The following is a 13,683-nucleotide window of genomic DNA, read 5'->3' on the forward strand; positions in this document are numbered from 1 at the left end:
TTCAGGCAAAGGGAATGGTGGCGGCGAACGCCGGGCGCCGGACGATCCGTTCGGCATAGGCGGTCAACTGCGGCCGGCTGGCGCGCCAGTCCAGCGAGGGATGGCGGAAGTCCAGGAAGCCCAGCGCACACACGGCGGCCACGTCGGCCAGGCCGTAGCCGCTGCGATGCAGCCACTCCTGCCCTGTCGCGAGTTGCTCAAGCTTGTCCAGGCCACGCTCCGCCTTGCCACGCTGGCGGGCGATCCATTTCGCATCCTGGCGCTCCTCGGGCCGCTGGGCGTCCACCCGCCAGGCCACGCCGGCATCGACGATGCCATCGGCGAGCACCGCGAGCTGGCGCACTTCCACGCGCGCCAGCGGGTCGGCGGGCAGGAAGGCGGGCGCGGCGCCCAGCGTCTCGATGTACTCGGCAACCACGGTGGAATCGAACCAGATGCGGCCGTCGTCGGCGACCAGCGCCGGCACCTTGCCCAGCGGGTTGTAGTCGGGCACGTGGGTCGTGGGTTCCCAGGGCTGTTCGGCGACGAACTCGTAGGCCAGGCCCTTCTCTTCGAGCAGGATGCGCACCTTGCGCACGTAGGGACTGGTGGTGGAGCCGATGAGCTTCATGCTGTGGCCTCGCTGAAGTTGAAGCGTTGCGTGATGATGTCGCGGAGTATGTGCAGGCGGCCGTGGAAGAAATGGTCCGCCCCCGGCACCACGATGACCGGCAGCTCCAGCGGCTCGGCCCAGGCCAGCACGTTGTCCAGCGCGACGGTCTCGTCCTTCGAGCCGTGGATGACGATGGCGTCCTTGCCCACGGCTGCCGTGTCGTACTGGCGCGCGCCCTCCACGTGGCCGGCGGCGGTGCCGACCAGCACCAGGCGCTCGGCGGGCGTGCCGGCATCCGCCAGCTGATGCGCCACGCGGGCCTGCACGTAGGCGCCGAAGGAGAAGCCGGCGATGATCACCGGGTCACTGGCGGTGAAGCCGAAGCGCTGCTGCCCCCAGGCCAGTACCGCCAGCATGTCTTCCGTCTCGCCCTTGCCGTTGTCATGGGTGCCGGCGGTCTTGCCGACGCCGCGGAAGTTGGGACGGATGGCCGCGTAGCCGAGGTCGCGCAGCGTGCGCGCCAGCGTGTGCGCCACCTTGTTGGTGTTGGCGCCGCCGAACAAGGGGTGGGGGTGCGCCACCAGCGCGATGCCGCGCGGCGACTCCGGCGCGTCCACCAGCACGTCGATGGCACCTGCCGGGCCGTCGACCAGGGCCTGCTCGTTGTTCACCGCGCTCATAGTTTCAGGCGCTCCACGACGCGGCCGTTCTGCAGGTGCTCGCTGATGATCTCGTCGATGTCGCTTTCATCGACGAAGGTGTACCAGACGTTGTCGGGATACACGACCAGCACCGGGCCGTCGTCACAGCGGTCCAGGCAGCCGGCCTTGTTGACGCGCACCTTGCCCTTGCCCTTCAGGCCCAGCTTGCCGATGCGGTCCTTGGCGTAGGCCTGCATCTTCGAGCCACCCTGGTTGTTGCAGCAGGCCTCGCCCTCCGGGCGCTGGTTGCAGCAGAAGAAGACGTGGTGCTTGAAGTAGGAACTCATGACTGCTCCGGGTTTCATGGAATGACCGCAAAGGCCAGCGCCAGATTATAGTTCCGCCCATACCTTCCCCGCGGACGAGACCGGCGCATGCGCATACTGCTGGCCGAAGATGACGAACTGATCGCCGACGCACTGGCCCGCGCCCTCAAGCGCCACGGCTATGCGGTCGACCACGTGGGCAACGGCCGTGATGCCGACAGCGCGCTGAGCACCCAGACCTACGACCTGCTGGTGCTCGATCTCGGCCTGCCCAGGCTCTCTGGCATCGAAGTGCTGCAGAAGTTGCGTGCCCGCAAGGTGGCCACGCCGGTGCTGATCCTCACCGCGCGCGATGCCGTGGAAGACCGCGTCGCCGGGCTGGATGCCGGCGCCGACGACTACCTCACCAAGCCTTTCGCCCTGCCCGAGCTGGAGGCCCGTGTGCGTGCGCTGACCCGCCGCGGCACCGGCCAGGGCAAGACCATCACCCTGGGGCCGCTGCAGTTCGACCAGAGCGACCGCTCGGTGAGCGTGTCCGGCGAATTCGTCGAGCTGTCGGCCCGCGAGGTGGGCGTGCTGGAAATGCTGTTGCTGCGGGCCGGTCGCCTGGTGAGCAAGGAACACCTGGTCGATCACCTGTGCGGCTGGGGCGAGGAAGTCTCGATCAATGCCATCGAGGTGTACATCCACCGCCTGCGCAAGAAGATCGAGCCGAGCGGCCTGCGCATCGCCACGGTGCGCGGCCTGGGCTATTGCCTGGAGAAGCCGGATGCCGTGGCGCCGACGGCGCGCTAGGGCGCGCGCGGAAGGCGAAAGCGGCCGCGGCAGCTACTCGCTGTTCGGCGAGATCCTCGACTGGATGCTGGCGCCGCTGCTGTTCCTGTGGCCCATCTCCATCATCGCCACCTACGACGTGGCCTCGCGCATCGCCAACCAGCCCTATGACAACGCGCTGTCCGAGCAGGTGCTGGCACTGTCGCACCTGCTGCGCAGCGATGCCGACGGCCGCCTGCGCGTCGACCTGCCGCAGTCCACCAGCCGCCTGCTGCGTGCGGACGCCGAGGACACGGTGTACTACCAGATCGTCTCGCCGGACCACAGCCTGCTGGCGGGTGACACCGAGATTCCCGCGCTCGACGGCAGCGGCCGCCTACCCAGCCGCGAGGTGTTCTTCCGCGACGGCGAGATCGGCGGCGAGGACGTGCGCATCGCCTACATGGCGGTGCATGACCAGCCGGACAGCGACGGCAGCTTCACGCTGATCCAGGTGGCGGAGACGCGCCACAAGCGCAACAGCCTGTCGGCACGCATCGTCTCCGGCGTGCTGCTGCCGCAGTTCGCGATCATTCCGCTGGCGGTGCTGCTGGTGTGGTTCGGCCTGTCGCGCGGCATCGCGCCGCTGGGGCGGCTGCAGGGCCTGATCCGCAGCCGCAGCCCGGGCGACCTGTCGCCGGTGGACCCGGGCACGGTGCCGGAGGAAGTGCGTCCGCTGGTCAACGCGTTCAACGACATGATGGCGCGCCTGGAGGACAACCTGCAGGCGCAGCGCCGCTTCATCGCCGACGCCGCCCACCAGATGCGCACGCCGCTGGCCGGGCTGAAGATGCAGACCGAGCTGGCGCTGACCGAGACCGACCCGGAGCAGGTGCGCATGTCGCTGTCGCGCGCGCTGACGGGGGCCGAGCGTGCCACGCGCCTCATCAACCAGTTGCTGTCACTGGCGCGCGCCGAGGCCAGCTCGGACAAGGTGCACGCCTTCGAGATCATCGACATCGACGAACTGGTGCGCACCGCGGTGGCGGAGCACGTACCGGGCGCGCTGGCGAAGAGCATCGACATCGGCGTCGACAGCGCGGGGCAGCGCCTCACCATGCCGGGGTCCCCGGTGCTGCTGCACGAGATGGTGTCCAACCTCGTCGACAACGCCGTGAAGTACACGCCGGAAGGCGGCCACGTCACGGCGTCGGTACGGGCCAGCGACGACGGCCAGCAGGTCGTCATCGGCGTGCTGGACGATGGCCCGGGCGTGCCGGCGGAAGATCAGGACCGGGTGTTCGAACGCTTCTACCGCGTGCTGGGCAGCAGCGTCGCCGGCAGCGGACTGGGGCTGGCGATCGTGCGCGAAATCGCCGCGCTGCATGGCGGCACCGCCTTCATGGAAGCGCCGGCGGACGGCCGCGGCACCTGTGTGCGGGTAATCCTGCAGCGCGGCAAACCGCCCTCCTTCTACACCCACGGGTAATCCCCTACGCCCGCGGAAAGCCTTGCAGCACAACGCTTTCCGGTTGATGCCAAAAGCATTTTTCCTTCTTGCTGCGCGCGCAGCCACATTGCGTAAGCACATCGTAAGTGCGCGTAAGTGACTCGTCAGAAAGCGGGCATAGCCTCCCGGCGCAGTTGGCCCCGGTCCGTCCTGCCGACAGTGCTGGCCCAGCCGACACATACCCACAAGAGGAGGAGATATGAACCAAGCATCCGCAACTGCAGCGGGCGCCACCAGACAGGGGATCACGAAGGAGGAGAAGAAGGTCATCTTCGCCTCGTCGCTGGGCACCGTGTTCGAGTGGTACGACTTCTACCTGTACGGCTCGCTGGCGGCGATCATCGCGAAGCACTTCTTCGCCGGCCTCAACGAGACATCGGCCTTCATCTTCGCGCTGCTGGCCTTCGCCGCCGGCTTCGCGGTACGTCCCTTCGGCGCCATCCTGTTCGGCCGCCTCGGCGACATGATCGGCCGCAAGTACACCTTCCTCGTCACCATCCTCATCATGGGTGTGTCGACCGCCATCGTCGGCATGCTGCCGACCTACGCCACCATCGGCGTGGCGGCGCCGATCATCCTCATCACGCTGCGTCTGCTGCAGGGCCTCGCGCTCGGCGGTGAGTACGGCGGGGCCGCCACCTACGTGGCGGAGCATGCTCCTCCGGGCAAGCGGGGCCTCTTCACCAGCTTCATCCAAACCACCGCGACCCTGGGCCTGTTCCTGTCGCTGCTGGTCATCCTCGGCACGCGCATCGCGCTGGGCAAGGAAGCCTTCGAAGAGTGGGGCTGGCGGATTCCCTTCCTGCTGTCCATCCTGCTGCTGGTGATCTCGGTGTACATCCGGATGCAGCTCAACGAGTCGCCGGTGTTCCAGCGCATGAAGGCGGAAGGCAAGGCCTCCAAGGCGCCGCTGACCGAGTCCTTCGCCCGCTGGGGCAACCTGAAGATCGTGATCCTGGCGCTGGTCGGTGCCACGGCCGGTCAGGCGGTCGTCTGGTACACCGGGCAGTTCTACGCGCTGTTCTTCCTGTTGCAGACGTTGAAGATCGACGCGCAGACCGCCAACCTGCTGATTGCCGGAGCACTTGCGCTGGGCACGCCGTTCTTCATCGTGTTCGGGTCACTGTCGGACAAGATCGGTCGCAAGCCGATCATCATGGCCGGCTGCCTGATCGCCGCGCTGACCTACTTCCCGATCTTCAAGGCGCTGACCCAGTACGGCAACCCGGACATCTTTGCCGCGCAGGAGAAGAGCCCCGTGACTGTGGTGGCCGATCCGGCCCAGTGCTCCTTCCAGTTCGACCCGGTGGGCAAGGCCAAATTCAACAGCTCCTGCGACATTGCGAAGAGCGCGCTGGCCAGGAAGGCCATCAGCTACAGCAACGTCGCCGCCGCCCCGGGCACGGTGGCGGAGATCCGCGTCGGCGACGTGGTGGTGGCGAGCTACGAAGGGGCCAACCTGTCGGCGGACGACGGCAAGGCGAAGGCCGCGGCCTTCACCAAGTCGCTCAACGACACGCTGAAGACCGCGGGCTACCCGGACGCCGCCGATCCGGACAAGATCAACTACGTGATGATGGTCGTGCTGCTCACCATCCTGGTCATCTACGTGACCATGGTGTACGGACCCATCGCCGCCTGGCTGGTCGAACTGTTCCCGGCGCGCATCCGCTACACCTCGATGTCCCTGCCGTACCACATCGGCAACGGCTGGTTCGGCGGCTTCCTGCCGACCACCGCCTTCGCCATGGTGGCCGCGACGGGCGACATCTATTACGGGCTCTGGTATCCGATCGTCATCGCGGTGATCACCCTGGTGGTGGGTACGTTCTTCCTGCCCGAAACCAAGGACCGCGTGCTGGAGCACGGCTGAACCGGTTCCTCGCAGTGCCTGAGGGCGTGCAGGGGCGCTGTGCCCCGCCGCCCGCCATCACAGCCCCCGGTCAGCCGGGGGCTTTTTTCACGGAGATCCTCATGTCCACCATCCTGCAAAGAACCTTCCGCACCGCCACTGCGGTTTCGCTAGCCACCGTCGGCAGCCTCGCACTGGCCGCAGGCGGCGATACCGGCACCGGTGGCGTGGCCGACATGGAGATGAGCGGCGGCCAGTTCATGCTGCTGATCGGTGGCGCCGTTGCCATCGGCATCGTGCTGTGGCTGGTCGTCAAGCTGATGAACCGCTGAGCACGCCAGTCCCCCCTGCCCTCCCCGCAGACCGGCCGGCAGCCGCCGACTTGCGGGGGTAGCCCGCTACCGCTATCGTCGCCGCATCCTCACTGGGAGACACGACGATGGCAAGCTGGCTGTTCCTCGCTGCACTGGGCGTTGCGCTGATCTACGCGATCATGCTCTACAACGGGCTGGTCAGCCTCAAGCACAACGTGGCGCAGGCCTGGGCCAACATCGACGTGCTGCTGAAGCAGCGTCACGACGAACTGCCCAAGCTCATCGAGGTGTGCAAGCAGCAGCGCGATTTCGAATCCTCCACGCTGGAGCGGGTGATCGCCGCCCGCGCGCAGGTGGCGGATGCGCGCGAGCACCAGGACGTCGCCGCACTGGGTGACGCCGAAGGCAGCCTGCGCGCCAGCCTGGGCCGCCTCTTCGCGGTGGCCGAGGACTATCCGGAGCTGCGCAGCAACGAGAACTTCCTGGCCTTGCAACAGCGCATCAGCAGCCTGGAAGACGCCATCGCCGATCGCCGCGAGCTGTACAACGCCGCCGTGAACATCAACAACGTGCGGGTCGAGCAGTTTCCCGACCTGATCGTCGCCCGCATGTTCCGCTTCGACGAGAAGCCGCTGCTGGAATTCGCCGCCGCCGAGAAGGCCGACGTGGACGTCGCCGCGCTGTTCGCGCGCTGAGCCGCGTCGCGGCACATCCATGCAGCTGCGCTACACGCTGCCCGAGTGGGGCGGCATGCTGGCCTTCGTCAGCATGGCCGTCCTGGCCCTCTGGCGCGACGGCTCCATGCCCCTGGGCATGGCCCTGGCAGGTGCCGGCATCGCGCTGTGCGGCTGGGTGTACTGCCACCGCCTGCACCGCCGCATCGCCGATGCCCCGCTGGTGCCGATCGCCACCGCGCCGCAAGGCTTCGTCAGCATTGCCGGGCGCGGCCGTGAGCTGCAGGGCGTACCGCTACGCTCGCCGCTAACCCACCTGCCCTGCCTCTGGTATCACTACAAGGTGGAGGAACGCGACAACAACGACCGCTGGGTCGGTCGCAGCGAGGAATGCAGCGACAGCAGCTTCGTGGTGGCCGACGCCACCGGCGAGGCCTTCGTCGACAGCCACGGCGCCAAGGTGGTGTGCAGCCAGGAGCACGTGGAGACCGACGGGAATTTCCGCCACATCCTGCGCGTGCTGGCCCCCGGACAGCAGCTGTACGTGCAGGGTCACCTCAGCTCGCGCAGCGCCAGCGTGGACGGTCCCTCGGCGCGCGCCCGCCTCGGCCACAAGCTGGCCGCCTGGAAGCAGAACGGCGAGGCGCATGCCCGCTTCGACCTCGACCGCAACGGCGAGCTGGACATGCAGGAGTGGGAGCTCGCCCGCGCCGCCGCGCAACGCGAAGTACGCGCCGAGCAGCGCGAGGACCTGCGCACCGCCCCCACGCACTACCTGCAGCACAGCCCGGATGGCCGCGTGCTGCTGATCAGCGACCTCGACCCGCGCACCCTGTCGCGCCGTTACCAACGTCATGCCTGGGCATGCCTCGCCGCCTTCTTCGCGCTGGTCGCGTGGGCCTGGCAGCTGTACCACCATGCATCCTGAACCCCCGCCGACGCGACACACCATGACGCTCCGCCCCCTGCTCGCCCTGTTACTCTGCTTTGTCACCAGCGCCAGCCCGGCGCAGGACAGCATTGCCGACCGCCTCGGCCTCGTCGGCTTCGGCAGCGAGACGAAAGCCGGCCTCGACGGCCGCATCGTCCGCGTGACCAATCTCGACGCCCGCGGCCCCGGGTCGCTGCAGGCCGCGCTGGACGAGAAGGGTCCACGCGTCGTGGTGTTCGAGGTCGCCGGCATCATCGACCTCGGCAAGGGCAACCTCGACATCCGCGAGCCCTTCGTCACCATCGCCGGCCAGACCGCCCCCAGCCCCGGCATCACCCTGATCCGCGGCGGCCTGGACATCCGAACCCACGACATCCTGATGCAGCACATCCGCTTCCGCATGGGCGACGCCGGCGAGCCGAAGTACACCGAGCCCGGCTTCACGAAGGGCTGGGACGTCGATGCCACGACGCAGGGCAAGAACGCCTACAACATCGTCATCGACCACTGTTCCTTCGCCTGGGCGGTGGACGAGAACCTGTCGATCTCCGGCCCCCGCCACGATGGGCCTGAGGGCACCTCGCGCCGCGTCACCCTGTCGAACAACATCATCGCGGAGGGCCTGCAGCACTCGGCGCACTCCAAGCGCGAACCGCATTCCAAGGGCACGCTGGTGCATGACGACGTGCGCGACGTCGCGATCATCGGCAACCTGTACGCGCACAACGACGAGCGCAACCCCTACTTCAAGGGCGGCACCACCGGCGTGGTGGCCAACAACCTCATCTACAACCCGGGCCGTTCCATCGTGCGGGCCGGCTGGTGGGCACCGGAATGGGAAGGCCGCAGCCTGCCCGCCGTGCCGCGCATCGCGGTGGTGGGCAACGAGTTGATCCGCGGCCGCGACACACGCGACGTCGCCTTTTTCACGACCAATGTCGCCGGCCGCAACACCAGCAAGGCCGAGGTGTATGCCAGCGACAACATCACCGGCGGCAACTACCTGCTTCGACCGGTGCCGGAGGTCGGCCCGTACGTGGAGCGACTGGCGGCCCCGCCGGTCTGGCCGGCGAACTTCAAGGCCATCGCGGCCAGGGATGTGCGGGAAAACGTACTCGGCAACGCAGGCGCCCGCCCGCTGGACCGCGACAGCGTTGACCGCCGCATCGTGGCGGACGTGCGCAATGGTGCTGGCCGCATCATCGACAGCCAGAACGATGTGGGTGGCTACCCGCAGGCGACACCCGTGCGCCGCAAGCTGGAGGTGCCTAAGGAGGATGTGGCCGGCTGGCTGAAGCGCTTGTCGGACGAGCTGGTCGCACCGGCGCGCTGACGCCCGGCACGTTGAAAAAGACGGGACGAGGGCAGCCCATGCAAGGCGTCATCTTCGACTTCAACGGTGTGCTGCTGTGGGACGCGGCGCTGCACGAGGAAGCCTGGCAGGCCGCGGCCTTGCGCCTGCGCGGCCGACCGCTGGACGCCCACGAGTTCGAGCACCACGTGCACGGCCGACCCAACGCCAGCATCCTGGCTTACCTGCTGGGGCGGCCCGTGGCCGGCGCCGAGCTGGAAGCGCTCGCGCAGCAGAAGGAGTCGCTGTATCGCGAGCGCTGCCTGCAACGGCCGGACATCTTCGTGCTGTCGCCGGGCGCCACCCGGCTGCTCGACACGCTGGTGGCAGCCGACGTGCCGCGCACCATCGCCACCTCGTCGGACCGGCGCAATCTCGATTTCTTCATCGCCCACCTTGGCCTGGCGCGCTGGTTCGACGTCACCCGCATCGTGCATGACGACGGCAGCCGCCCCGGCAAGCCGGCGCCGGACTGTTACCTGCAGGCCGCCGCGAACCTGGGGCCGGCCGCGCAGGACTGCATCGTCGTCGAGGACGCGGTGTCCGGCTTCCGTGCCGCGCGGGCGGCAGGGGTCGGCTGCCTGATCGCGCTGGCGGACCCGTCCCGCGCTGCGCAACTCGGGGCGGACCACGGCGTGGACCAGGTGATCGCCAGCCTGGCTGACTTCCCGCTGGCCCTGCTGGCAGGCTGAGCACCGTTGCGGCTCGCCCGCCGGCGGCGCTACGGGCCTGCACGACCGCGGCGGGTTCGCATCACACATCTCGCAGGTTCACATTTCTTTACCTGCCAGAGAAAGACCAGCAAGCACGGCCCCCCAGCATCCTGTCCATGCCAGTTCCGGCATCCCCCGGAGTCACGCCATGAGCCAACAGGACCACGAAGCCGACCGTCCCGCCGCACCGGCCCCGGTCGCAGCAGCCCCGGTCGCAGCCGATATCCCGCCCCAGTACCCGCCCCTGCGCCGCTTCGACGACCGTCACCCGCGCGCCCGCCGCAGCGGCTGGCTGCTGGTCATCAGCGCACTCGCACTGGGGGCCGGGCTGTTCGCCTGGCAGGCCAATGCGGCGGACATCCCCTGCCCCGCCCGCGACGGCGCGGCCGCGACCAGCACCGACAGCAGCGACCCCCTGATCGCCGCGCATCTGGCCAGCCGCCAGACGGGGGCCGACGCCGTGGGCCTGGGTACGCTGAACAGGGCGCGCCAGGACAGCCGCCTGCTGGCCACGCTGGCCGATCTCGGCGAGCCCTTGAGCCCGGCCCAGCGCCCCTTGTGGCGCGGCAACCCGGAGCCACGCCCGTGAGCGCGGTGCTGGACCAGCCCTCGCCGGCACGCGGCACGCTACGCCAGGTCTGGCCGCAGACCCGCGTCGTCGCGCCACTCCTGTGCTGCCCGGTCTGCGGCGACAGCCGCTCGCTGCACGCCGCCGACGAGCTACCCGCCGGCCTGACGCGTATCCTTACTGCCTGCCCGGACTGCGCCGAGGACGTCGGCACGGATTCGCTGTTCGTCTTCGAGGATGGCCGCAGCGTGCGCGAGGAAGCGCCTGCCGCCCTCCGGCCGTCTTTCCACCATCCTTCCCAACCTCCCCAGGACTGCACGACATGACGCTTGCCTCCCTGCGACCGCACACCCTCGGCCTCGCCGTCTCCCTGCTGGGCCTCAGTGGCCTCAGCGGCCAGGCCATCGCCCAGACACCGCCGGCCAGCCAGACCTCCATCTCCGCCGGCTACGTCGGCATGAGCGAGGCCGATCTCGACGCCGGTGGCACGGCCAGCGTCGACAGCGCCATCCTGTCGATCAACCACAGCCGCAACCTGGCGCGTGGCTCCTCGCTGGGCCTGCAGTTCCGCGCCGAGCAGGACAACTGGAAGTTCGACGGCAGCAACCGTTTCGGCGGCGCCCCCTGGGGTGACATCCAGCGCTACTCGATCGGCGTGCCGTTCACGACGCCGCTGAACAACGACTGGCGCCTGATGGTGACGCCGCGCGCCGAATGGGCGATGGAAGACGGCGCCGACGAAGGCGAGGCGCTGACCTGGGGCCTCACCGCCGGCGCGATGCGCAGCTACGGCCCCAACCGTCGCCTGGGTATCGGCCTGGCCACCTTCGCTGGCCTCGACGACGAAGTGAAGGTCTTCCCCTTCTTCATCGTGGACTGGCGATTCAACGACCAGTGGCGCCTGTTCAACCCGCTGGGTGTCGGCCCCAGCGGCCCGGCCGGCCTGGAGCTGGCCTACCGCTTCAACGACCAGTGGGAACTGGGCCTCGGTGGCTCGTGGCGCAGCAGCGAGTTCCGCCTGGCGACCGACAACGTCCGCGCGCGCAATGGCATCGGCGAGGTGAACTACATCCCGGTGTTCGCGCACGTGTCCTGGAAGCCGACGCCGATGATCGGCGTGGACGCCTACGCCGGCATGGCCTTCGGCGGCGAGCTGAAGCTGCGCAACGCCAACGGCGACGACATCGTGCAGGACGACCTCGGCAGCGCGCCGATCTTCGGCGTCACCGGCTCCCTGCGCTTCTGATCCCTGTCACGGCAACAGCCATCGCCCGGACGGCGCAAGGTCGCGCCGTCCCACCCGGAGTAAAGCAAGCGTGAGCGAACGCCTGTTGATGATCGACGACGATGCCTCGCTGGCAGCCATGGTGGCCGAGTATCTCGGCGGCCGTGGCCTGCCGGTGACGGTCGCGCCGACCCTGGGCGATGGCGAGCGCATGCTGCGCGAGGCGCACTACGACGCGCTGATCCTCGACGCCATGCTGCCGGACGGCGACGGCTTCGAGTTGTGTCGCCGCCTGCGCGAGCGCAGCAGCCTGCCCATCCTCATGCTCACCGCGCGCGGCGAGGACGTGGACCGCATCGTCGGCCTGGAACTCGGCGCCGACGACTACCTGCCCAAGCCCTTCAACCCGCGCGAGCTGCTGGCGCGCCTGCGCGCCCTGCTGCGCCGTGCGCAGACCAATGGCAACGGCCACGGCGGCGGCACGGCTCACGGTGGCGGCCATGGCGATGTCAGGCGGGTGCTGCGCTTCGGCCGGCTGGAGATCGACGAGGCCGCGCTGGAAGCCCGCCTCGACGGCCAGGCCGTGGCGCTGACGTCTCACCAGTTCGCCCTGCTGCTGGCGCTGGCCAGCCACCCCGGCCGCGTGCTGTCGCGCGAGGCCCTGCTGGAGCTGGCACGCGGCGATGCGCTGGAGGCCTTCGACCGCTCCATCGACGTGCACATCTCGCGCATCCGCGCCGCCATCGGCGACGACGCCAAGAACCCGCGCCGCATCGTCACCGTGCGCGGTGCCGGTTACGTGTTCGCCCAACGGCAGGACGAACAATGAACACCCCGCGACACGAGACCACTGCCGGCCCGGGCAAGGCTGCGGAGCCGGACTGCCGCCCCTTCGCCCTGTTCGCCGCACGCGCCTGCAAGCGGCCGGTGGGCGCGCGCCGCAGCTACGTGCGCCACCGCCTGTACCGCCAGATCTACGTCGGCCTCGTCTGCATGATGCTGCTGGCATTCCTGCTGGTCGGCAGCGTGTTCTGGCTCATCGGCAACGTCGTCGGGCCGTACTTCGGCACCGAATCCTCCGGCGCGCTGAACCGCAACATCGTGGACCCGCGCAACAGCCCGGACCTCACCGATCTGCTGGCACGCCTGCTGCCGGCCACCGACAGCCCGGACGAGCTGGACCGCACGCTGGAGCAGATCGACCGCATCGTGCCCGGCGACATCGCCCTGTACGACGCCCAGGGCCAGCGCATCGCCGCGTCGGAACACGACATGCCGATGCAGCTGGACACGCAGGCCAGGCACCGCCACCAGTACGTCCTGCCGGACGACCGCCAGGTGCTGATCTACTTCGGCTGGCAGACCAAGCGCGAAGTCCTCGCCTGGCTGGCGGGGTTCGTCCTGCTGCTCGGCGTCGCCGCCTGGCCGGTGTCACGCCGGCTGACGCGCCGCATCGAACGCCTGCAGGCGCAGGCCGATGCCTGGGGCGAAGGCAGGCTGTCGACGCGCATGGCCATCGACGGTTGCGACGAAGTGACCGAACTCGCCGCCCGCTTCAACCAGGCAGCCGATCGCGTGGAAGCGCTGGTGAGCAGCCAGCGCGCCATGCTGGCCTCCGCCTCGCATGAACTGCGCTCGCCGCTGGCGCGCATCCGCATGGCCATCGACCTGATCGGCGAGGAGCGCCCCGACCTGCAGGCGCAGATCGCCCGCGACATCGCCGAACTCGACGCCTTGATCGGCGACCTGCTGCTCGCCAGCCGGCTGGCCGACGAAGCGCCGCGCCTCAACCTCGGCACCGTCGACCTGCTGGGCCTCGCCGCCGAGGAAGCCGCGCGTGCCGACGCCAGCGCCGGCGGAGAGCCCGTCAGCCTGCAAGGCGATGCGCGCCTGCTGCGCCACCTGGTGCGCAACCTGCTGGACAACGCCCGCCGCTATGCGCCCGGCTCGCCCATCGAGGTGGAGGTGGTGCGCGACGGCGGCCGCGCCCTGCTGCGCGTGCTGGACCGTGGACCCGGCGTGCCGGACGAGGAATGCGAGCGGATCTTCGAGCCTTTCTACCGCATCGCCGGCAGTGCGGAACGCGGCGAAGGCAGTGGCTACGGCCTGGCGCTGGTGCGCCGCATCGCGCGGCTGCACGGCGGCGACGCCGGCTGCTCGCCCCGCCCCGGCGGCGGCGCCTGCTTCGAGGTCAGCCTGCCGCTCTGAGGCCCCGCTGAACGGACGGGCAGGC

General features: G+C 69.2%; 16 protein-coding genes. 13 read left to right on the top strand and 3 right to left on the bottom strand.

Going from position 1 to position 13,683, the window contains the following annotated elements; genetic code table 11:
• Window position 1 precedes the first annotated feature (1 nt).
• The 3 genes from VVD47_RS10640 to VVD47_RS10650 are packed head-to-tail and all read right to left on the bottom strand — an operon-like array spanning window position 2 to window position 1,580.
• Window positions 2-610, bottom strand: coding sequence for a glutathione S-transferase (locus VVD47_RS10640; RefSeq protein WP_327603439.1), 609 nt, complete (start codon window positions 608-610; stop codon window positions 2-4).
• On the bottom strand, window positions 607-1,272 hold the full coding sequence (locus VVD47_RS10645; protein WP_327603440.1) for an alpha/beta hydrolase: 666 nt from the start codon (window positions 1,270-1,272) through the stop codon (window positions 607-609). Before VVD47_RS10645 ends, VVD47_RS10640 begins: the two co-directional genes overlap by 4 nt.
• Window positions 1,269-1,580: a (2Fe-2S) ferredoxin domain-containing protein gene (locus VVD47_RS10650; RefSeq protein WP_327603441.1), complete on the bottom strand. Its 312-nt coding sequence runs from the start codon at window positions 1,578-1,580 to the stop codon at window positions 1,269-1,271. The genes VVD47_RS10645 and VVD47_RS10650 overlap by 4 nt, the downstream gene beginning before the upstream one ends.
• A gap of 87 nt (window positions 1,581-1,667) precedes the next feature.
• On the opposite strand from VVD47_RS10650, the gene VVD47_RS10655 reads away from it, so the two are divergent.
• From VVD47_RS10655 to VVD47_RS10715, 13 genes are all read left to right on the top strand, one after another.
• Window positions 1,668-2,354, top strand: coding sequence for a response regulator transcription factor (locus VVD47_RS10655; protein WP_327603442.1), 687 nt, complete (start codon window positions 1,668-1,670; stop codon window positions 2,352-2,354).
• Complete coding sequence (locus VVD47_RS10660; protein ID WP_327603443.1) at window positions 2,329-3,801, top strand: sensor histidine kinase; 1,473 nt, start codon at window positions 2,329-2,331, stop codon at window positions 3,799-3,801. Before VVD47_RS10655 ends, VVD47_RS10660 begins: the two co-directional genes overlap by 26 nt.
• Window positions 3,802-4,021: 220 nt before the next feature.
• Window positions 4,022-5,695: an MFS transporter gene (locus VVD47_RS10665; RefSeq protein WP_327603444.1), complete on the top strand. Its 1,674-nt coding sequence runs from the start codon at window positions 4,022-4,024 to the stop codon at window positions 5,693-5,695.
• Window positions 5,696-5,796: 101 nt separating this feature from the next.
• Window positions 5,797-6,006: a hypothetical protein gene (locus VVD47_RS10670; protein WP_327603445.1), complete on the top strand. Its 210-nt coding sequence runs from the start codon at window positions 5,797-5,799 to the stop codon at window positions 6,004-6,006.
• Between the two features lie 107 nt (window positions 6,007-6,113).
• Entirely contained in the window at window positions 6,114-6,683 is a 570-nt protein-coding gene (locus VVD47_RS10675; RefSeq protein WP_327603446.1) for a LemA family protein, read from the top strand.
• Window positions 6,684-6,702: 19 nt separating this feature from the next.
• On the top strand, window positions 6,703-7,590 hold the full coding sequence (locus VVD47_RS10680) for a hypothetical protein (RefSeq protein WP_327603447.1): 888 nt from the start codon (window positions 6,703-6,705) through the stop codon (window positions 7,588-7,590).
• A 22-nt stretch (window positions 7,591-7,612) separates the two neighbouring features.
• Complete coding sequence (locus VVD47_RS10685; protein WP_327603448.1) at window positions 7,613-8,926, top strand: pectate lyase family protein; 1,314 nt, start codon at window positions 7,613-7,615, stop codon at window positions 8,924-8,926.
• A gap of 38 nt (window positions 8,927-8,964) precedes the next feature.
• Window positions 8,965-9,636, top strand: a complete 672-nt coding sequence (locus VVD47_RS10690) for an HAD family hydrolase (RefSeq protein ID WP_327603449.1) — start codon at window positions 8,965-8,967, stop codon at window positions 9,634-9,636.
• 169 nt (window positions 9,637-9,805) lie between these two features.
• Window positions 9,806-10,246 carry a hypothetical protein gene (locus tag VVD47_RS10695; RefSeq protein WP_327603450.1) on the top strand — a complete coding sequence of 147 codons (441 nt, stop codon included), beginning with the start codon at window positions 9,806-9,808 and terminating at the stop codon, window positions 10,244-10,246.
• A complete protein-coding gene (locus tag VVD47_RS10700) occupies window positions 10,243-10,551 on the top strand; it encodes a hypothetical protein (RefSeq protein WP_327603451.1) in 309 nt (102 codons plus the stop codon). Before VVD47_RS10695 ends, VVD47_RS10700 begins: the two co-directional genes overlap by 4 nt.
• Window positions 10,548-11,471, top strand: coding sequence for a hypothetical protein (locus tag VVD47_RS10705; RefSeq protein WP_327603452.1), 924 nt, complete (start codon window positions 10,548-10,550; stop codon window positions 11,469-11,471). The genes VVD47_RS10700 and VVD47_RS10705 overlap by 4 nt, the downstream gene beginning before the upstream one ends.
• A gap of 70 nt (window positions 11,472-11,541) precedes the next feature.
• Window positions 11,542-12,279 (top strand): response regulator transcription factor, encoded by a 738-nt coding sequence (locus VVD47_RS10710; RefSeq protein ID WP_327603453.1) that lies wholly within the window; start codon window positions 11,542-11,544, stop codon window positions 12,277-12,279.
• Window positions 12,276-13,658 (top strand): HAMP domain-containing sensor histidine kinase, encoded by a 1,383-nt coding sequence (locus VVD47_RS10715; RefSeq protein ID WP_327603454.1) that lies wholly within the window; start codon window positions 12,276-12,278, stop codon window positions 13,656-13,658. The genes VVD47_RS10710 and VVD47_RS10715 overlap by 4 nt, the downstream gene beginning before the upstream one ends.
• The last annotated feature ends 25 nt before the right edge of the window (window positions 13,659-13,683 follow it).

It is taken from the genome of Uliginosibacterium sp. H1 (genome assembly GCF_036017065.1).
Classification (GTDB): Bacteria; Pseudomonadota; Gammaproteobacteria; order Burkholderiales; family Rhodocyclaceae; genus Uliginosibacterium.